This is a genomic window from Bradyrhizobium liaoningense, assembly GCF_018130785.1.
GTDB lineage: Bacteria > Pseudomonadota > Alphaproteobacteria > Rhizobiales > Xanthobacteraceae > Bradyrhizobium > Bradyrhizobium liaoningense_A.
This window is the reverse complement of the sequence record NZ_JAFCJT010000002.1, coordinates 657,906-683,576: the sequence shown is the minus strand read 5'-3', so window position 1 is coordinate 683,576 and position 25,671 is coordinate 657,906. Positions and strand designations below refer to the sequence as shown.

At 64.8% G+C, this 25,671-nt stretch carries 24 protein-coding genes; 13 read left to right on the top strand and 11 right to left on the bottom strand.

Translation table 11 applies throughout. The annotated features are described in order from the left end of the window. A complete protein-coding gene (locus JQ627_RS08850) occupies positions 1-1,269 on the bottom strand; it encodes a cytochrome c (RefSeq protein WP_409363801.1) in 1,269 nt (422 codons plus the stop codon). An 8-nt stretch (positions 1,270-1,277) separates the two neighbouring features. Further along, positions 1,278-1,985, bottom strand: coding sequence for a c-type cytochrome (locus tag JQ627_RS08845; protein WP_212483800.1), 708 nt, complete (start codon positions 1,983-1,985; stop codon positions 1,278-1,280). Between the two features lie 879 nt (positions 1,986-2,864). On the opposite strand from JQ627_RS08845, the gene JQ627_RS08840 reads away from it, so the two are divergent. The 5 genes from JQ627_RS08840 to JQ627_RS08820 all read left to right on the top strand — a co-directional run bounded on the left by JQ627_RS08840 (position 2,865) and on the right by JQ627_RS08820 (position 8,791). Then, positions 2,865-3,044, top strand: a complete 180-nt coding sequence (locus JQ627_RS08840) for a hypothetical protein (RefSeq protein WP_212483799.1) — start codon at positions 2,865-2,867, stop codon at positions 3,042-3,044. 18 nt (positions 3,045-3,062) lie between these two features. Next, complete coding sequence (aspT, locus tag JQ627_RS08835) at positions 3,063-4,742, top strand: aspartate-alanine antiporter (RefSeq protein ID WP_212483798.1); 1,680 nt, start codon at positions 3,063-3,065, stop codon at positions 4,740-4,742. A gap of 83 nt (positions 4,743-4,825) precedes the next feature. Next, positions 4,826-6,457 carry a bifunctional aspartate transaminase/aspartate 4-decarboxylase gene (locus JQ627_RS08830; protein ID WP_212483797.1) on the top strand — a complete coding sequence of 544 codons (1,632 nt, stop codon included), beginning with the start codon at positions 4,826-4,828 and terminating at the stop codon, positions 6,455-6,457. Next, entirely contained in the window at positions 6,447-7,898 is a 1,452-nt protein-coding gene (locus tag JQ627_RS08825; RefSeq protein WP_212483796.1) for an OprD family outer membrane porin, read from the top strand. The genes JQ627_RS08830 and JQ627_RS08825 overlap by 11 nt, the downstream gene beginning before the upstream one ends. A gap of 116 nt (positions 7,899-8,014) precedes the next feature. Further along, the gene (locus JQ627_RS08820) at positions 8,015-8,791 is read left to right on the top strand and encodes a mechanosensitive ion channel family protein (RefSeq protein ID WP_212483795.1); all 777 of its coding nucleotides are present in this window, start codon (positions 8,015-8,017) and stop codon (positions 8,789-8,791) included. Between the two features lie 12 nt (positions 8,792-8,803). Here JQ627_RS08820 and JQ627_RS08815 read toward each other — a convergent pair whose 3' ends face one another. Genes JQ627_RS08815 through JQ627_RS08805 form a run of 3 tightly spaced genes read right to left on the bottom strand, consistent with a single transcriptional unit; the run spans position 8,804 to position 10,811 of the window. Continuing rightward, the gene (locus tag JQ627_RS08815) at positions 8,804-8,977 is read right to left on the bottom strand and encodes a hypothetical protein (protein ID WP_212483794.1); all 174 of its coding nucleotides are present in this window, start codon (positions 8,975-8,977) and stop codon (positions 8,804-8,806) included. 25 nt (positions 8,978-9,002) lie between these two features. Next, positions 9,003-9,611 (bottom strand): CinA family protein, encoded by a 609-nt coding sequence (locus JQ627_RS08810; protein ID WP_212483793.1) that lies wholly within the window; start codon positions 9,609-9,611, stop codon positions 9,003-9,005. 3 nt (positions 9,612-9,614) lie between these two features. Continuing rightward, entirely contained in the window at positions 9,615-10,811 is a 1,197-nt protein-coding gene (locus JQ627_RS08805) for a bifunctional 2-C-methyl-D-erythritol 4-phosphate cytidylyltransferase/2-C-methyl-D-erythritol 2,4-cyclodiphosphate synthase (protein WP_212483792.1), read from the bottom strand. A gap of 282 nt (positions 10,812-11,093) precedes the next feature. Between JQ627_RS08805 and dusB the strand changes: the two genes are divergently transcribed. From dusB to ntrC, 3 genes are read left to right on the top strand one after another with little or no spacing between them, the layout of a single operon-like run. Further along, the gene (gene dusB, locus JQ627_RS08800) at positions 11,094-12,095 is read left to right on the top strand and encodes a tRNA dihydrouridine synthase DusB (RefSeq protein ID WP_212483791.1); all 1,002 of its coding nucleotides are present in this window, start codon (positions 11,094-11,096) and stop codon (positions 12,093-12,095) included. Next, positions 12,092-13,267, top strand: coding sequence for a nitrogen regulation protein NR(II) (locus tag JQ627_RS08795; RefSeq protein ID WP_212483790.1), 1,176 nt, complete (start codon positions 12,092-12,094; stop codon positions 13,265-13,267). Before dusB ends, JQ627_RS08795 begins: the two co-directional genes overlap by 4 nt. A 9-nt stretch (positions 13,268-13,276) precedes the next feature. After that, positions 13,277-14,719: a nitrogen regulation protein NR(I) gene (gene ntrC / locus JQ627_RS08790; RefSeq protein ID WP_212483789.1), complete on the top strand. Its 1,443-nt coding sequence runs from the start codon at positions 13,277-13,279 to the stop codon at positions 14,717-14,719. Between the two features lie 170 nt (positions 14,720-14,889). Here ntrC and JQ627_RS08785 read toward each other — a convergent pair whose 3' ends face one another. Further along, a complete protein-coding gene (locus tag JQ627_RS08785; protein WP_212484112.1) occupies positions 14,890-15,171 on the bottom strand; it encodes a histidine kinase in 282 nt (93 codons plus the stop codon). A 45-nt stretch (positions 15,172-15,216) separates the two neighbouring features. Between JQ627_RS08785 and JQ627_RS08780 the strand changes: the two genes are divergently transcribed. The 4 genes from JQ627_RS08780 to hflX all read left to right on the top strand — a co-directional run bounded on the left by JQ627_RS08780 (position 15,217) and on the right by hflX (position 20,892). Then, positions 15,217-17,601, top strand: a complete 2,385-nt coding sequence (locus JQ627_RS08780) for a PAS domain-containing sensor histidine kinase (protein ID WP_212483788.1) — start codon at positions 15,217-15,219, stop codon at positions 17,599-17,601. A gap of 17 nt (positions 17,602-17,618) precedes the next feature. After that, a complete protein-coding gene (locus JQ627_RS08775; protein WP_212483787.1) occupies positions 17,619-18,989 on the top strand; it encodes a sigma-54 dependent transcriptional regulator in 1,371 nt (456 codons plus the stop codon). A 248-nt stretch (positions 18,990-19,237) separates the two neighbouring features. Then, entirely contained in the window at positions 19,238-19,486 is a 249-nt protein-coding gene (hfq, locus tag JQ627_RS08770; RefSeq protein WP_007591126.1) for an RNA chaperone Hfq, read from the top strand. Between the two features lie 11 nt (positions 19,487-19,497). Further along, positions 19,498-20,892, top strand: coding sequence for a GTPase HflX (gene hflX / locus JQ627_RS08765; RefSeq protein ID WP_212483786.1), 1,395 nt, complete (start codon positions 19,498-19,500; stop codon positions 20,890-20,892). Between the two features lie 62 nt (positions 20,893-20,954). On the opposite strand, the gene JQ627_RS08760 is transcribed toward hflX, so the two are convergent. Continuing rightward, entirely contained in the window at positions 20,955-21,983 is a 1,029-nt protein-coding gene (locus JQ627_RS08760) for a DUF2278 family protein (RefSeq protein WP_212483785.1), read from the bottom strand. Positions 21,984-22,136: 153 nt separating this feature from the next. Continuing rightward, entirely contained in the window at positions 22,137-22,991 is an 855-nt protein-coding gene (gene mazG, locus JQ627_RS08755; protein WP_212483784.1) for a nucleoside triphosphate pyrophosphohydrolase, read from the bottom strand. A gap of 126 nt (positions 22,992-23,117) precedes the next feature. Between mazG and queC the strand changes: the two genes are divergently transcribed. Continuing rightward, a complete protein-coding gene (queC, locus tag JQ627_RS08750; protein ID WP_212483783.1) occupies positions 23,118-23,831 on the top strand; it encodes a 7-cyano-7-deazaguanine synthase QueC in 714 nt (237 codons plus the stop codon). 118 nt (positions 23,832-23,949) lie between these two features. On the opposite strand, the gene JQ627_RS08745 is transcribed toward queC, so the two are convergent. Genes JQ627_RS08745 through nthA form a run of 3 tightly spaced genes read right to left on the bottom strand, consistent with a single transcriptional unit; the run spans position 23,950 to position 25,615 of the window. Next, complete coding sequence (locus JQ627_RS08745; RefSeq protein ID WP_212483782.1) at positions 23,950-24,327, bottom strand: nitrile hydratase accessory protein; 378 nt, start codon at positions 24,325-24,327, stop codon at positions 23,950-23,952. Continuing rightward, entirely contained in the window at positions 24,327-24,986 is a 660-nt protein-coding gene (gene nthB, locus JQ627_RS08740) for a nitrile hydratase subunit beta (protein WP_212483781.1), read from the bottom strand. The genes JQ627_RS08745 and nthB overlap by 1 nt, the downstream gene beginning before the upstream one ends. Then, entirely contained in the window at positions 24,983-25,615 is a 633-nt protein-coding gene (gene nthA / locus JQ627_RS08735) for a nitrile hydratase subunit alpha (protein ID WP_212484099.1), read from the bottom strand. Before nthA ends, nthB begins: the two co-directional genes overlap by 4 nt. Between the last annotated feature and the right edge of the window lie 56 nt (positions 25,616-25,671).

Below are 25,671 nucleotides of genomic sequence, written 5' to 3'. Positions count from 1 at the left end.
TCAGTTCAGTGGTGCCGAGCGCAGCTCGTTGGCGTCGCGCGCCGACACCGGCGTACCGCGATTGCCCCAGGCGGTGCGGATGTAGGAGACGACGGCCGCGACCTCGTTGTCGGAGAGGAGGCCGGCGAAGGGCGGCATGCCGTAAGGCATCGGATTGCCCTTGGTGCCCGGCGGATAGCCGCCATTGAGCACCATGCGGATCGGATTGACCGCCGACTGCATCTCGATCGACTGGTTGTTGGCGAGCGGCGGCCAGTGCGGCGGCTTGCCTTCACCCTGCGTGCCGTGACAGCTCGCGCAATTCTTGTCGTAGACGGTCTTGCCGAGGCTGATGAGCAGGCTGCTCTCGGTGGTCGGCAGTGTCGAGCTTGCCGGCGGCGGAGGCGAGGGCTCCGCGATGCCCTTGAGATACACCGCCATGGCGCGCGTATCCTCGTCATTGAGATATTGCAGGCTGTTGTGGACGACCTCGGCCATCGGGCCGTAGACGACGCCGCGCATGGAGACGCCGGTCTGGAGCAGATCGGTGATGTCCTTGATGCTCCAGTCGCCGAGGCCCGCCTCGCGGTTGGACGTGAGCGAGGGCGCGTACCAGTTCTGCATCGGGATCAGGCCGCCCTTGAAGGCATCCGATTGCGAGGTGCCGCCGAGCGCGTTGATCGGCGAATGGCACATGCCGCAATGGCCGAGGCCCTCGACCAGATAGGCGCCGCGATTCCACTCGGCCGATTTGGTCGGATCGGGCTTGAACTCGCCCTCACGGAAGAACAGCGTGCGCCAGCCGAGGATGAGCTGGCGGTTGTCATAGGGAAAACGCAGCTCGTGCGGTTTGTTCTTCTGGTTCACCGGCTGAATCGAGCGCAGATAGGCGAAGATCGCGTCGCTGTCGGCGCGCGTCACCTTCGTGTAGGACGCAAACGGCATCGCCGGATAGATCAGCCCGCCATCCGGGAAACGGCCGTTGTGCATGGTTCTGTAGAAATCGTCCGCGCTCCACTTGCCGATGCCGGTCTCCGGATCGGGCGTGATGTTGGAGGTGTAGATCGTTCCGAACGGGGTCGGCATCGGGCGGCCACCGGCAAACAGCCGGCCTTCAGCGGCAGTATGGCAGGCCGTGCAATCGCCGGCGCGGGCGAGATATTCGCCGCGCGCGATGATGTCGCCCGTCTTACCTTGTGCCTTGTCCTGCGCCTGCGCTGCCGTGGCGAGCGCGGCGAGGGCCAGGAGCTTGATCGATAGGAGTGCGATCGACAGTTTCGAGCCCATCATCCGCCTCGTCAGTTGGGCTGGCTGCCGCAGCCGAAAGGCAGCGCGTAGGTGCCTTTCGGAACGGGGGCCGGGTTAGCTGGTGCCGGCCGCGTCGCGAGCCAGGCGGCGACGGCGGTGACGTCAGCCTCGGTCAAATGACCGGCAACGAGCTGCATGCAGTCGGGCGATTTTGCGGTTCGCGTGCCGTAGCGCCAGGCGCCGAGCTGCGCGCTGACGTAAGCGGCGCGCAAGCCCAGCAGGCCGGGGATGCCGGGCTGCATGCCCGTGAGGCCCGGGCCGTGACAGCTCACGCACGCCGGTATGTTACGACCGGCGTCGCCGCTGGTCGCGAGCAGCTCGCCCTGCGCCAGGACTTCCTTGCTGACTTCGCTCGGCGCGGACTGCGGCAGCGGGGGATGCTCGCTGGCAAAATATTCGGCCATCGCCTCCAGATACGGATCAGGCAGAAACTCCAGCAGATAGTTCATCGGCGGGTATTTGCGCCGGCCGCTGCGGAAGGCGAGAAGCTGGTTGTAGAGATAGCCGGCCGGCTTGCCGGCAAGGCGCGGGAAATAGACGTCGCTGGTGCCTTCGCCCTTGTTGCCATGACAGGGCGTGCACGCCTCTACCCGCGCCGCCATCGTATCCGGCGGCTGGCTGGTCGTTTGTGCGACCGCACCATCAAACGCGGCCAGAGTGACAATGACGGCGGCCGAGGCCGCGGCGCGAGCGAACACTTTCGTCGCCCTCCACAAATCTGGTCCGGTTGATTCCGGATCACAGCGTAAAGCGGCATTATTGCGCCAATATTTTCTCACGCAAGTTCTGACAGCGGCGATGACGTTTGGTCGCGGCTGCACATTTGCGATCCTAATCGGATTCGACAAGAATTGCGTGCTTTTTGAAAACTGGACATGACGCTGCGGCCCCGCGACGCGTTTCGCCCGAGTTCTGCTCTTCAACATCGCCCTCGGATGCCGGAGGGCGCAGGGAAAGCCGGGTGCCTGCTGGGCACCCACGGTCCACTGTGCGGAGGTTGCGCCAGAAGAGGCTGCACAGCGGCATACAGGTGAAGCCAAACAACCGGCCTTCCCTGCGTAGCGGTTTTACGGCTTATGCCGAGTTCTCCCCAGGGAGCGATGCACTATTGCCCCCGTCGCCTTGCGGATGACTGATGCGCGCGCCGGTTGTCGCTCACGGTTGCCCGCCCTGCGATGCCCTTCGCGCCGGTGTGGCCCTCGTCCACCGCGGCTCACCCCGCGTTTCGTGACGATCGCGATACGCCCCTCCGACCCGGGATGAGGTGAGCAGAGGATGCGATAAATCCAAAGTTCGGTAAAGGAGAATATTTCGTCGTGCGCGCCTTGCCCCATGACTGGCGGGTTTTGCTCGTCGGGCAACGCAACGGATTGCGCTGCCGGAGATGCCAGCTCGCCCCACAACTTGCGATTCAAACTCCGTGGTCACAGGAGTGACAAGTGCAGTTTGTGCCAAAATGCCCTGGCCTGACGGAACACCCCTTGCTGTCTGCGGCATAGCCAATTCAGCTGCATTCCTTGATGGACTCAAACAGAATACGAGCCGGGCGCGGGGCTTTTGGACTTGGACCAAGGGACATGGCACGCTGGAAGCAATCGTGGAGCGAGCAAGACCTTAGCAAGCTGAAGACACTCGCAGGCACCAAGCCGATCACCGTGATCGCGAAGGAGCTCGGCCGGACCACAGGGACGGTGCTGGCGAAAGCGATCGAACAGAAACTCCCCATCATTCATCGGATCGAGCACCGGGGACGGTGATCGGGAAGGGAGGCTGTCGTGGATTGGCTCGTCAGCACGCTGCGGACGTATCCCGAACTGGCGATCTTTCTGGCGCTGGCCGTCGGCTTCTGGATTGGACCGCTCAAGGTCGCCGGCTTCAGCCTCGGGAATGTCACGGGCACGCTGCTCGCCGCCGTCGTCATCGGGCAGCTGGCTATCACGATATCGCCCAACGTGAAATCGGTCTTCTTCCTGCTGTTCCTGTTTGCGGTCGGCTACGGCGTCGGCCCGCAGTTCTTTCAGGGGCTAGCCAGGGAAGGGCCGAAGCAGATCGGCTTCGCCGTCGTGGTGCTGGCGTTCTGTCTGATTGTGCCTCTGATATGCGCGAAGGTCGCGGGCCTCGATCTCGGCTATGCCGCCGGCCTCTATGCGGGATCGCAAACGATCTCGGCCTCGATCGGCGTTGCGACCGACCAGATCATGCGCTTGGGCCTCGCCGCCGATCAGGCCAAGGCGCTCGCCGACAAGATCCCGATCGGCTACGCCGTGACCTACATCTACGGCACCATCGGCTCCGCGCTGGTGCTGGCCAAGCTCGGCCCCTGGCTGCTCGGCATCGATCTTCCCAAGGCCTGCGCCGAGTACGAAAAGCAGCTGGGCGCCGGCGGGGTCGGCGAAGACGTCATGTCGGCACGACGAAACTGGGAGGTGCGCGCCTATCGCGTTGAACACGATATGCCGGTCGTCGGCAGGACCGTCGCGCAGGCCGAGGCCAGCTCGAAGGGCGCGCGCCTGCTCGTCGAGCGCATTCGACGCGGCAATGAGATCCTGGAATGGAAGCCGGACCTCGTGCTTCAGGTTGGCGACGTGGTCGCCGTCGCGGGCAGGCGCGATCAGTTGGTCGGTCTTCTCTCCGACCGCGCCGAGGAGGTTGACGACAAGGCTCTGCTCGATGTCCCCGTCGAAGTGACGGACGTGCTCGTCACCAACAGGGACGTCTCTCACAAGAGTCTTGCGGAACTCAGCGGGCGGCCGGCCGCTCACGGCGTGTTCCTGCGCAAGATCACGCGCAACATGGTCGAGCTGCCGATCCTTCCCGGCACGCAAATCCATCGCGGGGACATCCTGACGCTGGTCGGCAGCCGCTCCGGCGTGGACGCCGCCGCGAAAGACCTCGGCTATGCCGACCGGCCGGTCGAGGCCACCGACATCGCATTCCTCGGCGCCGGCATCCTGATCGGCGGCCTGATCGGCGCGCTGAGCTACAAATGGGACAGCATCCCGATCAGCCTCTCCACCAGCGGCGGCGCGCTGCTGGCCGGCCTCATCCTGGGCTGGCTGCGCACGATCCATCCGACCTTCGGGCGGATTCCGGGACCGGCGCTCGCGCTGATGAATACGCTGGGGCTGAACGTGTTCATCGCCGTGGTTGGCATTTCGTCCGGTCCCGGATTCGTCGCGGGTCTGAAAGAGGTCGGCGTCAGCCTGTTCGTCTGGGGCATCGTCGCGACTTCGCTGCCGCTGATCATCGCGGTCTATCTCGGCCATTACGTGTTCAAGTTTCATCCAGCCATCCTGTTTGGCGCTTGCGCGGGAGTCCGTACGACGACGGCGGCACTCGGCATGATCCAGGAGGCGGCGAGGAGCAAGGTACCAGCGCTCGGCTACGGCATGCCCTACGCCATAGGCAACACGCTGCTGACCATCTTCGGCATGATCATCGTGCTGATGATGTGACGGCGCGCCGGGTTCGGCCGCCCCCGGGCGGCCCCTTCGACAACCGCGGCGTTGGTCGCCGGCGGAAGACTGGAGAGTGTGCCATGACGAGCGTCGACTACGCACAATTCGACAAGATGAGCCCGTTCGAGATCAAGGACGGCCTGATCAAGTTCGCCAAGGCAAGCTCCGCCAAGTCAGCCCACGCCCTGCTGAACGCCGGCCGCGGCAATCCGAACTGGATCGCGACGGCGCCGCGCGAGGCTTATTTCCTGTTCGGCCAGTTCGCCCTGACCGAAGCACGGCGGACGATGGACGATCCTCAAGCCGGGCTCGCCGGCATGCCGCAGCAGAGCGGCGCGGCCGGCCGGCTTGCCGCGTGGCTGGCGAAACAGGCGGATGCGCCGGGCGCGGATTTCCTGCGCCGCGCCGTCGACTTCAGCGTCAAGACTCTCGGCTTCGACGCCGACGCCTTTGTCTATGAGCTCGCCGATTCCATCATTGGCGACAATTATCCGGTGCCCGACCGGATGCTGGTCCACGCCGAGAAGGTCGTGCATCGCTATCTGATGTGGGCGATGTGCGCGGACCGGCCGCCGGCTGGCGAATTCAAGCTCTACGCCGTCGAGGGCGGAACGGCGGCGATGTGCTACATCTTCAAATCGCTGATGGCCAACCGCATCCTCAAAAAGGGCGACACGATCGCGTTGGGGACGCCGATCTTCACGCCTTATATCGAGGTTGCCGAGCTCGAGGACCGTGCGTTCAAGGCCGTCCATGTGCGGGCCGTCCAGGAGAACGGCTTCCAGTATCCCGAAGAGGAGCTGAAAAAGCTCGAGGATCCCGCGGTCAAGGCGTTCTTCGTTTGCAATCCCGGCAACCCGACCTCGATGGCAATGGATGCGGACACGCGCAAGAAGCTCGTCGGCCTCATCAAGACCAAGCGGCCGGACCTGATCCTCCTGACCGACGACGTCTACGGCACGTTCGTTCCCGGCTTCCGCTCCCTGATGGCCGAGCTGCCCCACAACACCATCGGAGTTTACTCCTACTCGAAATATTTCGGCTGCACCGGCTGGCGGCTCGGCGTCATCGCGCTTCATGAGAAGCACATTCTCGACGACATGATCGCCAGGCTCCCCGAGGCCGAGCTGAAGGCGCTCGACAAGCGATATGGCTCGATTACGCTGACGCCGCGCGAGCTCAAGATGATCGACCGCATCGTGGCCGACAGCCGCGATGTCGCGCTCAATCACACCGCGGGACTGTCCCTGCCGCAGCAGGTGATGATGACGCTGTTCTCGCTCAGCGAGCTCATGGACACGCAGAAGGTCTATCAGAAGGCCTGCATCGCCATTTGCACGCGGCGAACGCATGCATTGCTCGAAGGGCTGCCGCTCAACGTTCAGCCCAACGAGGATTTCGCCAGGTATTACGGCACGATCGACTTCGAATTCTGGCTTCGCAAATATGTCGGCGAGGACATGGTGAGCTGGCTGAAGAAAAACGTTCACCCGCTCGATCTCGTCTACAAGCTCGCCGAGGACCACGCCGTGGTGCTGCTCAATGGCGGCGGCTTCGATGCGCCGAACTGGAGCGTCCGGGTATCGTTCGCCAATCTTTCCGACGAGGCCTACGAGGATATCGGCCGCGCCGTGCGCGCCGTTGCGCGCGGTTATGTCGAAACCTATCGCGCCCAGGGCGGAAAGGTCGGCGACATCAAGCTTGGACGGTGACCTGCGGGAGCTGCATTTGCTCGGGGAGGGGCAGATTCGACGTTCCGGTTCGATGGGCATCGCAGCGATTGCGATCTGGACGGGACTGGTGACGCAAACCCAGGCTCAGACGGCGAGCGCCAGTCCGCCGGGTGAGACGTCCGAGCTTGTTCCGGCGGATCGGCGAGAGATCGCCGATCAGGAGCATCTGGCCTCCTGGACCGTGAACAAGATCAGCCCGCAGCCGTACATGAACGAGATCTACTGGCGGATGCCCGACGACACGCCGGCCTTCTTCCGCGACTCTCTCGTTCAGTTCGTGGCGCGAACCTATTACCTGACGCGCGACAATGCCGACGGGACCCGCTCGCAGGCCTGGGCCGCCGGCGGCTGGGTGGCCTTCCGCTCGGGGCTGATCGGCGATGTCTTCGGCGTGCATGCTGCTTACTACACATCGCAGAAACTGTTCGGGCCAGCCGACCAGGACGGAACGAGGCTGCTCGCACCCGGCCAGAACTCCATCGGCACGCTCGGCCAGATCTACGGGCGCGCGCAATTCGGCGACCAGGAATTTCGCGGCGGCTACCAACTGGTCGACACGCCGCTGATCAATCCGCAGGACAATCGCATGGTGCCCAACACGTTCGGCGGCATCACACTGGATTCGCTGCCCGACAAGGATCGCAGCTACGACTATGCGCTGGGTTATCTCTGGACCGTCAAGCAGCGGGATTCGAACGACTTCATCCCGATGTCGGACGCCCTGGCGGGGGACGCCATCAACCACGGCGCGGCCTTCGGCATGGTGAAGTGGCGGCCCGCCCCGGGGCTGTCGACCGTGTTCATGGACTATCATATCCAGGACTACGTCAATTCAGGCTTCGTGCAGGCCGAGTACGATTTCAGGCAGCCGAAGAGCGTCCCGAACTGGATCGTCGGTGCCAATATCATCACCCAGCAAAGCGTCGGGGCAAACCTGCTGACGGGCGATGCCTTCACGACGTACCAGGCCTCGGCCAAGGTGCAGATGGTCTATGCCGGCTGGACGTTGTTCGCGGCTGGGTCTTTCACCGGCAATGATTCACAGATCTTCTCGCCGTTTGGCACCAAGCCGAACTACACCGACATGCAGCAGGTCTCGTTCGACAATGCCGGCGAAAAGGCGCTCGGCGGCAGCGTGGCCTATGATTTCGGCTACGCCATGGGGCTTCCCGGCGTATCCGCCGGCGCCTGGTACACGCGCGGCTGGGACGCGATCAATCCGGCGACGCAAATCGCCATCCCCAATCGGAATGAGCTCGACGTCTGGCTTCAGTACCGCCCGACCGAGGGACCGTTGAAAGGCTTCAGGTTGAAGACGCAATACTCAAGCCTCTGGCAGCAGGGCAATGTCCGCGATCCCCAGACCGAGTTTCGCTTCATCGTCGATTACACCGTGCTGTTCCGGCCTCCGATGAATTGACCGAGCCGCTGTGATCCCGGCCCCTGGCGGAACCGCAGCGCCACTGGAGACGCATCCGGGAGGGATCATTTTGCGCCGCGGCGAGTTCTGTACGGATTGTCCGGGTTGGAGCCGCCATGACCATCAATTTCGACACGCTGAAGGCGTCGCTCGTCCTCTATGGGCTGAACGCCATCTACGCGATCCTGCTGCTGGCGATCGGCTGGTATCTGTCCGGCGCAATGCAGCGTTTCGTCACACGCGTGCTGAACGTCGGGCACCGGATCGACCCGCTCGTGACCTTGTTCGTGTCCAGCGTCACGCGTTACGGCGTGCTGGCCGTGGTTGGCATCGCCGTGCTTCAGTTGTTCGGCATCCAGACCGCGAGCCTCGTCGCCGTGCTGGGCGCGACATCACTCGCGATTGGTCTGGCGTTACAGGGCACGTTGTCCAATCTCGCCGCCGGCGTGATGCTGCTGCTGTTCCGGCCCTTCCACATCGGTGACGACGTCGAGGTCGGCGGCAAGGCGGGGAAGGTCAGATCGCTGTCGCTGTTCATGACCGAGCTCGTCGCGGCCGACAACACGCAGATCCTGTTGCCGAACGGGCAGGTGTGGGGCGCAGCGATCATCAATCGCAGTGCCTATCCGGGCACGGGCGAGGTCAAGGTGACTTTTCCGGTCAGGGCCGGATCGGCCAACGCGCTGGCTGACCAGATCCTGACGGAGTTGCGTGAAGATCCTCGCGTCGACGAGCGGGCCGCGCCGTCGGTCAATGTGTCCAAGGTGATCGCCGCCGATCCCGCAGCGCCCGTCGTGGAATTGACGGTGAGCGCAAAGGTGAAACCGTCCGACGCCGATGCGGTCAAGCAGCGCGTGCTCGACCGCGCGAGCGCGTTGCTGGCGGCGGCGTAGGGCGACAGGAGCTCAGCCCTGGGATAGCGCCCCGCCGATCGCCGCGGAGAGCCCCGCGGGATTGTCCACGGCGATCCCGTGTCCGGCCTTCGGGGCCACGGCAACCTTGATGCCCTGTTGCGGCAACAGTCTTGCGTCGGGGCTGTTCGCCAGAGACAGCTCGCCGAAGATCATGGTTCTCGGCATCGGTAATCCAAGAAGCAGCCCGGGCTCAGCCCCGCGGCGAGCGCGGAGTCCTGCGCTTTACCGCATGCCGGCGCGGCGAGCGCGTCACGCGCGGGCGGAGGCGGCTGGGGGCTTCGCGGCGGGGCTTTGTCGCCGCCTGCGGGCCGCGGGCGAGGTCCATCAGCATGCGCAGCGCCTCGACCACGGAGCGTTGCCGGACCGCGGTGCGACCGATCGCACCAAAGCGATGCTCGCGATGGACGATGCGGCCGTCGCGCGCGGCGACGGCGAAGTGCACGAGACCGACCGGCTTGCCGGGCGTGGCGCCGCCGGGGCCGGCGATGCCGGTGATGGCAACCGCAAGGTCGACGCCGGCACGCTCCAGCGCGCCGACCGCCATTGCGGTTGCGGTCTCCTTGCTGACAGCGCCGAAGTTCGTGAGCGTGCCCGCTTCGACGCCGAGCATCGCGCGCTTGGCGTCATTGGAATAAGTGACGAAGCCGCGATCGATGACGTCAGACGAGCCGGGGATGTCGGTCAGCGCGCCGGCGACGAGCCCGCCGGTGCAGGACTCGGCGGTCGCGATCGTCAGCTTGCGCATCCGGCACAAATCGAGCAGCGAGCGGGAGAGGGCGCGTGCGTCGCTGCCGCCCATGATCTAGACGCTCCAGGTCTTTTCGTTAAACGGAAGACGGATGGTGGCGCTCGCGGTGGCCGCGATGCCTTCCTCGCGGCCGGTGAAGCCGAGCCGCTCGCTGGTCGTCGCCTTCACGGCGACGCGGGAGATGTCGACGCCGGAAATCTCGGCGATGCGCGCGCGCATGACATCGCGCAGCGGGCCGATCTTGGGCCGCTCGCAGATCATCGTCACCTCGAGGTTGGCGACGCGGCCGCCGCGCTGGGTGACGCGCTCGATGGCGTATTTCAGGAACTGGTCGGAGGAGGCGCCCTTCCATTTCGCATCGCTCGGCGGAAAGTGCGAGCCGATGTCCCCGTCGGCCAGTGCGCCGAGGATGGCGTCCACCAGCGCATGCAGGCCGACGTCGCCGTCGGAATGGGCCAGAAAACCCTTCGTGTGCGGCACCCGCACGCCGCAGATCATGAGATGGTCGCCTTCGCCGAAGGCGTGCACGTCGTAGCCGGTGCCGGTCCTGATGTCGCCGAGCAGGCTGGCCAGTCGCGCTTCCTCGCGCACGAAATCCTCGGGAGTGGTGAGCTTCATATTGGCAACATCGCCTTCAAAGGTTGCAACCGTCAATCCCGCCCATTCGGCAATCGCGGCATCGTCGGTGAAATCGCTGCGCCCGTCCTTCGCCGCGCGACGATGCGCCTCGAGGATGACGTCGAAACGAAAGGATTGCGGCGTCTGCGCGATTCGCAAGGCTGCCCGGTCCGGCGTGTCCTCGACATTGCCGCTCTCGCTGGTGACCTTGATCGTATCGGTAACGGGAACGACGGGGATCGCAGCGCCCGTGCGGCTGGCCGCCTCGATCGCGCGCGAGATCACGCCTTCCGAGACGAAGGGGCGCGCGGCGTCGTGGATCAGGACGATGTCGGGCTCGTGCTTTGCGAGTGCTTCAAGACCTGCGAGCACGGAGGCCTGCCGCGTCGCGCCGCCATTCGTCGGCGGCTCATGGCTGAGCCCTGCGACCGCTGCTGTGAACATGGCGCTGTCGTCGGGGTTCACCACCGGTTGCACGGCAAACACGTCGGGGTGAAGGCTGAAGGCTTCCATGGCGCGGTAGATCACGGGCACGCCGCCGATCTCGCGATATTGCTTGGGACCACCGGCGCCAGCCCGCAGGCCGCGTCCGGCCGCGACGAGGACGACTGCGGTGCGCTGTGATTTCGCCATAGGAGTCAAATACTCGGTTGGTGATGAAGAGAGTCGGGGGAGTGGGGTGATTGCCGCATGCCTCTAGCACGGCAGGCCCGCAAAAAAAGGGGTTTCCCTGGATTGTGGGAAACAGCATTTTGCTGCACTGCACTTGAAAGATTTGCAGAACTGTCTAAACTGTAGGCATGACGCTTGACTGCACAAGAATTGTGCGCAAGATAGGTCATGGCAGGCGCGATGAGGCCCTGCCTACGCAACGAGACCCCTGTGACCGGCTCGGCAGTATCAGGCTCTAAGCCGTTGAAAATAGGCGATATCGAGGTCGCCACCCCGGTCTTCCTGGCGCCGATGTCAGGGGTGACCGACTCGCCCGTCCGCCGGCTTGCCGCCGAGCTCGGCGCCGGTCTCGTCGTGTCTGAAATGACCGCCAGCGATGAGCTCGCGAATGGCCACAAGATGTCACGGTTGCGCTGCGAAGCGACCGGCATCGGGCCTCATGTGGTCCAGCTCGCCGGCTGCGAGACGCACTGGATGGCCGAAGGGGCCCGGATCGCCGAAGCCGAAGGCGCCGACGTCATCGACATCAACATGGGCTGTCCGGCCCGCCACGTCACCGGCGGCCAGTCCGGCTCGGCCTTGATGCGCGACCTCGACCATGCCGTCAGCCTGATCGACGCGACGATCGCGGCGGTGAAGGTGCCGGTGACGCTGAAGATGCGGCTCGGCTGGGACGACCGCACCCGCAACGCGCCGGAATTGGCGCGGCGTGCGGAAGCCGCCGGCATCAAGCTCGTCACCGTGCACGGCCGCACCCGCTGCCAGTTCTACAAGGGCGAAGCCGATTGGGACGCGATCCGCGCGGTCCGCGACGCGATCTCCATTCCGCTCGTCGTCAATGGCGACATCACCACTTACGAGAAGGCGCTCGCGGCGCTCGAAGCTTCCGGCGCCGACGCCGTGATGATCGGCCGCGGCGCGCAGGGGCAGCCCTGGCTGCCCGGCGAGATCGGCCGCCGCCTGAGGGGCGGGGCGGTCGAAGCCGCGCCGTCGCTCGAGACGCAGCTGCATTATGTCCGCACGCTCTATGAGGGCGTCTGCGCGCTCTACGGCCTGCGCATCGGCCTCAGGCACGCGCGAAAACATCTCGGCTGGGCACTCGACGTCGCGGCCGATGTGAGCCGCGCGCCGGCCGAGAAGCTGAAATCCTGGCGCCAGAAGATCCTCACGTCCGAGGATCCGCGTCTCGTGCACCAGTCACTGCAAGATGCCTTCGACGACTTCGCATGGAGCGCTGCTGCATGAGCTCAGTTGCTGACCATCGCCGGCCGCTTCCGTCCGAGAGCGACGCAATCCTGGATGCGCTGCCCAATCCCGTGCTCATGATCGGGCCGGACGGCAAGATCGTCGCCGCCAACATCGCGACCGAAGCCTTCTTCGACATCTCGACCCAGTTCCTGAAGCGGCAGTCGCTGAAGGAACTGGTGCCGTTCGGCAGCCCCTTGCTGGCGCTGATCGACCAGGTGCGTTCGTCGAACTCGCCGGTGAACGAATACAAGGTCGATCTGGGCACGCCGCGCATGGGCGGCGACCGCCAGGTCGATCTGCATGTCGCCCCGCTGACGGAACGGCCCGGCCATATCGTGGTGATGCTCCAGGAGCGCTCCATCGCCGACAAGATGGACCGCCAGCTCACCCATCGCAGCGCCGCGCGCTCGGTGATCGCGTTGGCCGCGATGCTGGCGCATGAGATCAAGAATCCGCTCTCCGGCATCCGCGGCGCGGCGCAGCTGCTGGAGCAGCAGGCCTCGTCCGAGGACCGCATGCTGACGCGGCTGATCTGCGACGAGGCCGACCGCATCGTGACGCTGGTCGACCGCATGGAAGTGTTCGGCGACGAGCGCCCCGTGGTGCGCGGTCCCGTCAACATCCATTCCGTGCTCGATCACGTGAAGCGACTGGCGCAGTCGGGCTTTGCCCGCAACATCCGCTTCATCGAGGATTACGATCCCTCGCTGCCGCCGGTGCTGGCGAACCAGGATCAGCTGATCCAGGTGTTCCTCAACCTCGTGAAGAACGCCGCCGAAGCCTTGATCGACGTTCCCGACGCCGAGATCCAGCTCACCACCGCGTTCCGTCCCGGCGTGCGCCTGTCAGTCCCCGGTCAAAAATCCCGTGTATCCCTGCCGCTCGAATTCTGCGTGAAGGACAACGGACCAGGCGTGCCGGACGATCTTCTGCCCAACCTGTTCGATCCGTTCGTGACCACCAAGCAGACCGGCTCGGGTCTTGGCCTGGCGCTGGTCGCAAAGATCATCGGGGATCACGGGGGCATCATCGAATGCGAGTCTCAGCCGCGCAAGACCACCTTCCGCGTGCTGATGCCGATGTATTCCACATCGGTGAAACATGCCGATCAAAGCAGCCGCGACGGCTCTGCCGGGAAGTCGTCGTCTGCGTCACAGGGGGCGAAATGAGGATTAACGATGCCCGCAGGTAGCATTCTCGTTGCTGATGACGACACCGCCATCCGCACGGTTCTCAATCAGGCACTATCCCGCGCCGGCTATGAGGTCAGGCTTACCGGCAATGCCGCAACGCTGTGGCGCTGGGTCAGCCAGGGGGAGGGCGATCTCGTCATCACCGACGTGGTGATGCCCGACGAGAACGCCTTCGACCTGCTGCCGCGGATCAAGAAGATGCGGCCGAATCTACCCGTCATCGTCATGAGCGCGCAGAACACGTTCATGACCGCGATCCGCGCCTCCGAACGCGGGGCGTACGAATATCTGCCAAAGCCCTTCGACCTGAAGGAGCTGATCGCCATCGTCGGCCGTGCACTGGCCGAGCCGAAGGAACGGGTCTCGACGCCGGACGAGGACGCCGAGATGGAGGCGATCCCGCTGGTCGGCCGTTCGCCGGCGATGCAGGAAATCTACCGCGTGCTGGCGCGCCTGATGCAGACCGACCTCACCGTGATGATCACGGGCGAGTCCGGCACCGGCAAGGAACTGGTGGCGCGCGCGCTGCACGATTACGGCAAGCGCCGCAACGGCCCGTTCGTCGCGGTCAACATGGCGGCGATCCCGCGTGACCTCATCGAGTCCGAACTGTTCGGCCATGAGCGCGGCGCCTTCACCGGCGCCAACACCCGCGCCTCGGGTCGGTTCGAGCAGGCCGAGGGCGGTACGCTGTTCCTCGACGAGATCGGCGACATGCCGATGGAGGCGCAGACCCGCCTGCTGCGCGTGCTTCAGCAGGGCGAATACACCACCGTCGGCGGCCGCACCCCGATCAAGACCGACGTGCGGATCGTCGCGGCGTCCAACAAGGACCTGCGCGTCCTGATCCAGCAGGGCCTGTTCCGCGAAGATTTGTTCTTCCGCCTCAACGTCGTGCCGCTGCGGCTGCCCCCCTTGCGCGAGCGCATCGAAGACCTGCCGGACCTCGTGCGGCACTTCTTCACGCTGGCCGAGAAGGACGGCCTGCCGCCGAAGAAGCTCGATGCGCTGGCGCTGGAGCGGATGAAGCAGCACCGCTGGCCCGGCAACGTGCGCGAGCTCGAGAACCTCGCGCGGCGCCTCGCGGCGCTCTATCCGCAGGACGTGATCACGGGCTCCGTCATCGACGGCGAGCTCGCGCCGCCCACGGTCAGCCCGGGAACCGCTGTCCCGCAGGGCGTCGACAATCTCGGCGGCGCCGTGGAGGCGTATCTGTCCTCGCACTTCCAGGGCTTCCCGAACGGCGTGCCGCCGCCGGGCCTCTATCACCGCATCCTCAAGGAGATCGAGGTGCCGCTGCTCACGGCCGCGCTCGCCGCCACCCGCGGCAACCAGATCCGCGCCGCCGACCTGCTCGGCCTCAACCGCAACACGTTGCGGAAGAAGATCCGGGACCTCGATATCCAGGTGTATCGGAGCGGGGGCTAGTCTTCCGGAACGGACGGTGGCTCAGCTCCCCCTCTACCAAAGCGGAGCTGAGCCTGTCCGGATCGCGCTGGCCGTTGTGGCTGGCGCGGTGAGCAAAAGTCCGAATCAGGCCGAAACGTTCCGCTGGAACGTATGAATTGGTCATTCGACCGCAGGGCGCGACGTCGCGCTCATCTGACCAGCCGCACCGAGGCCGGCAGGCTGGCGACGTTCGCCCCGGGCTCCTGTACCCCGAGGCCATTGACCAAGAGGTCGGCGGCTACGATCAGCAGCAGCACGGCCGACACCATCATCGCGAGAAAGAACCTGTCCATGTCGGTCAAGCCGCAGGGGCGGGAATCCGTTCCCGCAAGCGTGGTCTGCCAGAACAGCGGCCTGTGGATGCGCCGGTCCGTCGCGGCCGAGACGCCGCGGAATTGTCGCAATTCGGCAACAATGTGGTACGAATACATCAGTATCCGCCCGCCGCGGACCCCGTTTTCAGCACCATTGCCGGAATGACCAGCGCAGACACCTCGGCCGCACACTTCGACACGGCCCCAGCGGAAGAGCCCCGGCGTTGGTCGGTGCGGCGCTGGCTGGCGCCCCTTGCCGTGGCGATGGCATTGCTGTCGGCCCTCCTGACCTTCCTGGTCCTGACCGGTCTCACGAGGATCGAGCCGACGCCGGAGGTGGTCCGGTCGTTTTATCTGATCAATGCGGCCACGATCCTGCTGCTGGTCGGCATCATCGTCCGCGAGCTCTGGCAGCTGATCCTGGCGCGTCGGCGGGGCCGGGCGGCGGCGCGCCTCCATGTCCAGATCGTCAGCCTGTTCTCGATCGTGGCGGTGCTGCCCGCGGTGCTGGTTGCCGTCGTCGCCAACGTCACCATCGAGCGCGGCCTCGACCGGCTGTTCTCCGGCCCGACCAAGGAGGTGATCCAGAATTCGCTGACGATCGCACGCGCCTACATGCAGGACCACGCGCAGCTGATCCGCGGCGACATTCTCGGCATGGCCAACGACATCGCTCACGCCCGGCCGCTCTACGACCAGGACCGCCGCTCGTTCCGCGAGCTGCTGACCGCCAGCGCCGGCTCCCGCAACCTGCCGGGCGCGATGATCATCGACAAGAACACCAATATCCTGGAATCGGCCGACACCGGCATGCGGCTAGCCTATTCGCCGCCGGCGCCGGACTTCCTCAGCAACGTCAACGAGAACGAGCCCGAGATCGCGGTGCTGCCGGATGCGAGCTTCGTTGCCGCGGTGATCCGCCTGCGCGCCTTCAGCGACACCTTCCTCTATGTCGCGCGCCCTCTTGATCCGAATGTTGTTCAACAGCTCAAGCAGACCGAGGTCAGCGTCGCCGAATACGCCCAGATCGAGTCGCGCCGGCTCGGCATCCAGGTCGCCTTTGCGCTGATGTTCGCGGTGATCGCACTGACCATCCTGATGGCCTCGGTGCTGATCGGCCTCAACTTCGCCAACTCGCTGGTGGCGCCGATCCGGCGGCTCATGAACGCGGCTCACACGGTCTCGACCGGCGACCTCCATGTGAAGGTGCCGGTGCACCAGTCGGAAGGCGACCTCGCCCAGCTCGGTGAGACCTTCAACAAGATGACGCAGGAATTGCGCAGCCAGCGCGACGAGCTCGTCAACGCCAGCGATCTCATCGACAGCCGCCGCCGCTTCATCGAGGCCGTGCTGTCCTCGGCGAGCGCCGGCATCATCGGCGTCGACACATCGGGCAGCGTCGGCATCCTGAACCGCTCCGCCGAAAAGCTGATCGGACACTCCGAAGCAGAGACGCTCGGCCACCCGCTCTCCGACGTGTTGCCCGAGCTCGAAGAGATGATGAAGACGGCGCGGGAAGGGACCCAGCGCCTGGTGCAGGGACAGATCACGATCACGCGCGACGGACAGGAACGCAATCTGTCGGTCCGCGTCAGCGCCGAGAAGAACCAGCCGCACGACAGCTACATCATCACGCTCGACGACATCACCGAACTGGTCTCGGCGCAGCGCACCTCGGCCTGGGGTGACGTCGCGCGCCGTATCGCCCACGAGATCAAGAATCCGCTGACGCCGATCCAGCTCTCGGCCGAGCGCATCCGCCGCAAGTTCGGCAAGGGCATCACCGAGACCAAGGACAAGCAGATCTTCGAGCAGTGCACCGACACCATCGTGCGCCAGGTCGACGATATCAGGCGCATGGTCGACGAGTTCTCGCGTTTCGCGCGGATGCCGAAGCCGGTGATGGAGGGCGAGGACGTCGCCGACACGGTTCGCCAGGCGGTGTTCCTGATGAAGGTCGCCCATCCCGAGATCGATATCGACGCCGAGTTCAGGGAGGATCCGTTGCGGGCCCAGTTCGACCGGCGGCTGATCTCGCAGGCAGTCACCAACATCGTCAAGAACGCGACCGAGGCGATCGAGCAGGTCCCGCCGGAGGAACTCGGCAAGGATTACGGCAAGGGCCGCATCGACGTCGTGGTCTCGCGCGAGGGCGAGGACGTGCTGATCGACGTGGTCGACAACGGCATCGGTCTGCCGAAGGTCGCGCGCTCGCGGCTGCTCGAGCCTTATGTGACAACGCGAGCGAAGGGCACCGGTCTTGGCCTGGCGATCGTCGGCCGCGTGCTCGAAGACCATGGCGGGCGCATCGAACTGAAAGACGCTTCCGACTTCCGCGAGGGCCAGCGCGGCGCGTGGATGCGGATGCGCTTTGCGCTCTCCGGCGCCCCCCCGAAGAGCGAGGGGACAGAGCAGGCACCGTCGGTCGCAAGCGCGGTCACGGACATCGCCAAGACTCCCGGAACAAAACAGCCGGCCGCCGAAACCAAAGAGCCGGCTGAAATGACCAATGATTCAACGAAAATCGAAGCCTCAACGGGCAACTGACAAGACAGGCGCGACCCATGGCAAGTGAAATTCTGATTGTCGATGATGAGGCCGATATTCGGGATCTCGTTGCGGGCATTCTCGAAGACGAGGGCTTCGTGACCCGAACCGCACGCGACAGCGATACGGCGCTCGCCGAGATCGCCAATCGCAGGCCGCATCTGGTGTTTCTCGACATATGGCTCCAGGGCTCCAAGCTCGACGGCTTGCAGCTGCTGGAGCAGGTCAAGAAGGACAATGCCGATCTGCCGGTCGTGATGATCTCCGGCCACGGCAACATCGAGACCGCGGTCGCCGCGATCAAGCGCGGCGCCTACGACTTCATCGAGAAGCCGTTCAAGGCCGACCGGCTGATCCTGGTCGCGACCAGAGCGCTGGAGAACTCGCGGCTCAAGCGCGAGGTCAAGGAGCTGAAGCAGCTCGCGCCGAGCGCAAGCTCGCTCGTCGGCCGCTCGCCGAGCATGAACCAGCTGCGCCAGACCATCGAGCGCGCGGCCAAGGCCAACAGCCGCATCCTGATCGTCGGCCCAGCCGGCGCCGGCAAGGAGCTGACCGCGCGCACCCTGCATACTGCCTCGGGCCGCGCCGACGGTCCCTTCGTCGTCATCAACGCAGCCGCGATCACGCCCGAGCGGATGGAGCACGAGCTGTTCGGCGTCGAGCAATCCAATGGCGAGCAGCCGCGCAAGCCTGGCGCGCTCGAGGAAGCCCATGGCGGCACGCTGTTCATTGACGAGATCGCGGACATGCCGCGCGAGACCCAGAACAAGATTTTGCGCGTGCTGGTCGAGCAGTCGTTTCAGCGCGTCGGCGGCACCGCCAAGGTGCAGGTCGACGTCCGGATCATCTCCTCCACAGCGCGCAATCTCGAAGAGGAGATTGCGGCCGGTCATTTCCGCGAGGATCTTTATCATCGGCTCTCGGTGGTGCCGATCCGCGTGCCCGCGCTTTCGGAGCGCCGCGAGGACATTCCGGAATTGATCGACTATTTCATGGAGCAGATTTCGGCCGGCAGTGGCCTGCCCAGGCGGCAGATCGGGCAGGATGCGATGGCGGTGCTGCAATCGCATGTCTGGCCCGGCAATGTGCGCCAGCTCCGCAATAACGTTGAGAGAGTCATGATTCTGGCCGCGGGTGGACCAGAGGTAATCATCACCGCCGACATGCTGCCGCAGGATGTCGGCTCGATGGTGCCGGCGATGCCGACCAGCAACAATGGCGAGCACATCATGGGCCTGCCGCTGCGCGAAGCCCGCGAAGTGTTCGAGCGCGACTATTTGATTGCACAGATCAGCCGTTTTTCAGGAAATATTTCTCGCACGGCCGAGTTTGTTGGCATGGAACGTTCGGCGCTGCATCGGAAGCTGAAGGCGCTCGGTGTTGGCTAACGGCGCGACACCGCAGCCGCACGTCAGGGATAAGCGAGGAAAATCATCGATTTCCGTAGTTTTTCGGGGCAATCGGGCGGGTGCTGCCGCGTGAAGCGGCTTGCCTAATAACCCGTCCTGTCCTCTAATCGAACCGCTGTTCCTCCGAGGGGGATCTCATGAGGAGCGGCAACCGGAAGAGACCCCGCATTCTCAAAAGCGGGGCGCACCCGGCGCAATAAAAAGAAACTCAAAGCGAGAAAAAAACAATGGCGGCAGACCGCGCACAAAACCTACAGGACACCTTCCTCAATCACGTTCGCAAAACCAAGACGCCACTGACGATCTTTCTGGTCAACGGAGTGAAGCTCCAGGGCATCGTGACCTGGTTCGACAATTTCTGTTTGCTGCTTCGGCGCGACGGTCACTCGCAGCTCGTCTACAAGCATGCGATCTCGACCATCATGCCGGGCGCTCCCATCCAGTTGTTCGAAGGCGGCGAGGACCAGCCGGCTTGAGAGTGATTTGATTGGAACCCCGGAATTTCGACGGGGAGGCCGACCGTCCGCGGTCGGCAGGGGCGAAGCAGACGGGGCGGGTGCTTGTCATCGGCCCCTACTTGCGACTGCGTGCGGGAAGTGCCGACGCGCAATCGGAAAGTCATGCCTCGTCTAACCAGATCCTGCGCGACGCCGAGGCCCGGCTCGATGAAGCCGCGGGCCTCGCGCGCGCGATCGATCTCGTCATTGCGGACGCCATCATTGCGCCGATCAGCCAGATCCGGCCCGCCACTTACATCGGCAAGGGCAAGGTCGAGGAGATCGCCGCGCTGGCCAAAAGCCTCGATGTCGAGCTCGTGGTGATGGATTGCGCGCTGGCGCCGATCCAGCAGCGCAATCTCGAGAAGGAGTTGCACGCCAAGGTGCTCGATCGCACCGGGCTCATTCTGGAAATCTTCGGCCGCCGCGCCAAGACCAAGGAGGGCTCGCTCCAGGTCGAGCTTGCCCATCTCAACTACCAGCGCTCGCGCCTCGTCCGCTCCTGGACCCATCTCGAACGCCAGCGCGGCGGTTTCGGCTTCATGGGCGGCCCCGGCGAGACCCAGATCGAAGCCGACCGCCGCCTGATCCAGGAGCGCATCTCGAAACTCGAGGGCGAACTGAAGAAGGTGCAGGCGACGCGGCGGCTGCACCGCGCGGGACGGCAGCGCGTGCCGTATCGCGTCGTCGCGCTGGTCGGCTACACCAATGCCGGCAAGTCGACGCTGTTCAACCGCCTGACCCGCGCCGACGTTCAGGCCGCCGACATGCTGTTCGCAACGCTCGATCCGACCCTGCGCGCGCTCACGCTGCCGCATGGCGGCAAGGCGATGCTGTCCGACACCGTCGGCTTCATCTCGAACCTGCCGACCCAGCTCGTCGCAGCCTTCCGCGCGACACTGGAAGAGGTACTGGAGGCCGACGTCATCCTGCATGTGCGCGACATCTCGCACGAGGATGCCGAGGCCCAGCAGAGCGATGTCGACGCCGTGCTGCGCCAGCTCGGCATCAATCCCGACGACAGCGGCCGCATCATCGAGGTCTGGAACAAGATCGACCGTTACGAACCGGATAAGCGCGAAGAGCTTTTGAACATCGCCGCGCGCAGGCCGGAAGATCATCCGGCGATGCTGGTCTCGGCCGTGTCGGGCGAAGGCATCGACGCGCTGCTTGACGCGATCGAGCAGCGGCTCGCCGCCAAACGTACCACGCTCGATCTCTCCATCGACGCCGCAGATGGTGCCGGCATCTCGTGGCTGCACCGCAATTCCGAGGTGCTGGCAAAAGAGCTGCACGACGGCCGCTTCGACATGACCGTGCGCGTGGACGAGACCAAGCGAGATATCGTGGTGTCGCGGTTCGATGCGGTGCCGCGCGTGGCTTGATCCCAAGGGCGCGGTGCGCTCGACGAGTTCGAGTGCGATATCCGGCGTTGAGACGCGTAACACTAGAATGGAATGGTCAGGCCCGGATTTTTCGCTTGCGCCTTGGTATAGGCGACGCCGTGGACCTTGATCCCACGATCGTCCAGCAACGAGATGATGCCGCCTTGGTTCGATAATTCCATCGGCTTCTGCACGACGACGGCGAGCGTGCCCCCAGCCAAGATCTTCCCTGACAGAACCATTTTGTTCTTCTGCTTGTCGGCCAGCGTCCAGCCGGTGAGATCGATGTCGCGATCAGCCGTATTGAGCAGCGTGACGACTTCGCGCTCGGGCGTCTTCACGGCGTTGACGAGTGCCGCAATGATGCGCACGAGTCCGTCAGGCATTTCCTCGGTCGGGGGAGCCGTCGGATCGGGCGGCTTTGTCGGCGTGCCTCCGCCGAGATCGATCGGATTGCCGGTCCTGTCGTCAGTGTGCCAGGCCTGCGTCTGGAATTTGAGGAAGACCGCCGTCCATAGCTTCTGATCCGGGAATTCGAACACGAGCCCACCGTCTTGCCACGGCCCGTTATCGCCAGAGAACCTTCCGATTGGATTTCCCTGATTCATGTGGATGTCGTGAATGCCGCGTCCCGGCCTGAAGCCGAAATAATTATCCGCCTTCGTCTCCGGCCCCCACGTCTCACCGAACGCGTACACCATCGCGCTTTCGTTTGAGAGCGCGCGCTGGACGAACTGGTCGAGCTTCTCGTTGAGGTCATTGTCCGGTCCGGGCACGGTCAGCGGCAGCGGGACCATCTCCCGCGGCTGCATCAGATTGCCGCGAATGAAGTCCAGCGCCATGCTGCCCGGTTTCGGCTGCTGCGGGTGCAGGCCCTCCGGCAGGGCTGCGAGTTGATCGGTGATCGGATGGACAAAGCGCGATCGCACCAGGAACTCGACTTCGCTTCCGTCGGCTGATTGCACATTGACGGCGATGCGGAAATCCGCGTTGTCGGCCACGACATGGACTTGATAGTGAGGCGACTGGCCGGTGCCGAAACGCATCGCGATCGGGCGTCCCTTGAGGACCGAATAATGCTTTAACGGCATCGCACTTCACCTGACGCGGGATTTCGGCTGCACGGGCTCCGTTGCTCAACTTTAGACTGCCGGTCGTGACGATTTCATGGCTGGACTACGACCCGCCATGACCGGCTCGCTGCATTCGGAAAAGGTGCTGACCTTATCCGAGAATACCGAAGGCTAGCGGCGGGCCTGCCCGCGAGTCCCTGATTCCGGTTTCCCCTCACTCTTCGCTGCATTCCACAGCGCATCCATCTCCTCAAGCGACGCTTGCTCAAGCGTGCGTCCCTGCGCCTCGAGCGCCCGTTCGATGAAGGCAAAGCGCCGTTCGAACTTCGCATTCGTCGCGCTCAGTGCGGATTCCGGATCGGCGTCGACATGGCGGGCGAGGTTGACGAGCGCGAACATCAGATCACCGGTTTCCTCCGCGATCTCCTGCTTGTCGTTGCGATCCAGTGCGGCCTCGATCTCGTCGGCTTCCTCGCGGATCTTTTGCAGCACCGCGCGCGGGTCGTTCCAGTCGAAGCCGACCGTGGAAGCCTTGCGCTGCAGCGCCATGGCGCGGGTCAACGCCGGCTGGCCGGCCTTCACGCCCGCGAGCAGCGATTTGTGCGGCGGCGTCTCTTCCGGTGGCCGACGCGCGGCGCGTTCGGCTTTCTCCTCGGCCTTGATGCGGTCCCAGACCTCCTTGACGTGAGAGGAGGCGAGATTGCCGTCCTTGTCGGCGAAGACATGGGGATGGCGCCGGATCATCTTCCGCGTGATGGCCTCGACAACGTCGCCGAACGCAAAGGCGTTTTGCTCAGAGGCCATCTGGGCGTGGAACACGACCTGGAGCAGGAGGTCGCCGAGCTCCTCGCGCAGATCGTCGAGATCGCCGCGGCTGATGGCCTCGACCACCTCATAGGCCTCCTCGATCGTGTAGGGCGCGATCGTCGCAAAATCCTGCTCGAGGTCCCAGGGGCAGCCGGTCACCGGCGTGCGCAGCGCCGCCATGATCTCGATCAGGCGGGAAATGTCGCGGGAAGGGGTCATTGCGGGGCAGTCTCCTGGGTCCCAAGCCTTATGCCAAAAGCGGCCCGCCGTTCCCAGCGGGACGCGTTGGATCGCGCCGATTTCCACTGATTGGCGGGCTCGTTCCACAGTGCTAAAGCGCGGGCCATGAGCGACACATTTTCATCAGAAACTGCCCTGGTGCTGTTTTCCGGCGGCCAGGATTCCACCACCTGCCTTGCCTGGGCGCTGAGCCGCTTCGCGCGCGTGGAGACGCTGGGCTTCGATTACGGCCAGCGCCACGCCATCGAGCTGGCCTGCCGCGACCGGCTGTTCGACGGCCTCAAGGGCCTGCGCGCGGATTGGGCCGCAAAGCTCGGCGAGAGTCACACGCTGTCAATCCCCACGCTCGCGGCCGTGTCCGAGACGGCGCTGACGCGCGATGTCGCGATCGCGATGGGAGCCGACGGCCTGCCGAACACCTTCGTGCCCGGCCGCAATCTGGTGTTCCTGACCTTCGCCGCGGCGCTGGCCTACCGGCGCGGCATCACCCACATCGTCGGCGGCATGTGCGAGACCGACTATTCCGGCTATCCCGATTGCCGCGACGACACCATCCGCGCCATGCAGGCCGCGCTCTCGCTCGGCATGGCGAGGCAATTCGAGCTGCACACGCCGTTGATGTGGATCGACAAGGCGGCGACGTGGAAGCTCGCGCATGACCTCGGCGGCGAGGGGCTCGTCGATCTCATCCGCGAGCAGTCGCACACCTGCTATCTCGGCGAACGCGGCGCGCAGCATGATTGGGGATATGGCTGCGGGGAGTGCCCGGCGTGCAGTTTGCGGGCGAAGGGATGGCACGAGTTTGCGACGGGCAGGTAGTGCCTCTCGCTCCGCCGTCATTGCGAGGAGCTCTTGCGACGAAGCAATCCAGACTGCCGCCGCGGAAAGATTCTGGATTGCTTCGCTACGCTCGCAATGACGAGCATGTGGCGCGAAGCTAGCCAAAATCCTCCGGCCGCAGCTCGATCGGCTTGCCGTGCGGCGTTCGGTCCGCCGCGTGGTCCCACGCGTCGCGGTAGCGGTGCAGCGTCTCCATCGATGCGACGCCTTTGCGCGCGACCAGTCCTTCCAGCGTGGCGAGCCAATGCATGTAGTAAGTCTCACCCGTGTCGGGATCGCCGGCGGCTTGCGCACGCTTGATCTCGTCGGCCAAGGCTGCGGCCCATTCCGGCCAGGTGAACACGCCGCGGTCATGCAGCGTCAGGGCCATCGCGAAGGCATGCGCCTCCCAGGGCGCGCGGAACACCGGGCCGTCGTCATCGCGCGGAATGCTCGGAATGGCCGCCGTCGCGGCCGCCGCAGCGCTAGCAGTCATCACGCCGGATCCAGATAGGGCTCGAACGCGTCGATCGACACCTTCAGCGTCGGATCACCATCCTCGCCCCAGAGATCGCGGCCGTCGAACACGACGGTGTAGAGCCATTGCGGATTCTCGCCGAGCTCCATCGCGGCCGAATCCGGAAACACGTGGCAGCCGTGATTCAGCTCGACCACGCCGACATGGCCGCGCACATAGTGCGGCAACCGCGTGTGCGTGGCCGGATGGATGTTCTTCGCACGGACGCGATCGCCGATCTTGAACCTGGCCGGTGCCGGGGCGGGGCGGGCGAACTTGCCGCGCACCATCACGCGCTCGACGTTGGCCAGATCAAACGTGCCGTGCTTGAGCGCCTTTCCAGGCTGCATCGCGTGACCGGCGGCGACCTCATCGCGGGTGAGGTAGCCCTTCTCGACCAGCATCTCCTCGAGCCCGAGAAACCATTTCTTGTAGTAGGAGCTCGAAAGATAGACGTGCGGCGGCAGCGTCTCGCGATAGAAGCGCGAGGTGTCGATGTTGAAGGCGCCGGCGGCTCCCATCGCGCGCACCATCGCCAGCACGCGGGATTCCCATTCTGCGTGAAACGTCGGCTCGTTCGGCTCGGGCTCGACTTTGCCGAACCCGTCCATGCCACCCATGTCGTGCACGCCGTTCATGACGGCGCTCCGGGCGTTTTGGGGAAGCCGGTGCCGATCATGGAATCGCGCGTGACGAGTTCGGCGAGCTGTTCCTCGCTCCAGCCCTCCGTGCCCACAGGGCGCATCGGCAGCACCAGGAAGCGGGTCTCGGCCGTCGAATCCCAGACACGGATTTCCATGTCCTTCGGCAGCGCGACGTCGAAATCGGCGAGCACGCCGCGCGGGTCCTTCACCGCGCGCGAGCGGTAAGGCGCTGCCTTGTACCAGACCGGCGGCAGCCCCAGCATTTCCCAGGGGTAGCAGGAGCACAGCGTGCACACGACCATGTTGTGCCGCTGCGGCGTGTTCTCGACCACGACGAGATGGTCGCCGACGCGGCTCACATGGCCGAGCGTGCCGATGGCCTTCGAGCCATCCTCCAGCAGCGCCTTTTTGAACGCCGGATCGGTCCAGGCCTTGGCGACGACGCGCGCGCCATTGTGCGGGCCGATCCTGGTCTCATAGGCCTGGATGATGGCGTCGAGCGCGGCCGGCTCGACATAGCCTTTTTCGGTCAGGATCGTCTCGAGCGCGCGCACGCGCAGCTCGGTCTCCGACAACTCGGAATGGTCGTGATCGTGGTGATGATGGTCGTAATCGTGGCTCATGGCGCGAAGATAGGCGCAATGGTCCCTGCCTGTCGAGTATGCGTTGCGGCGCAACC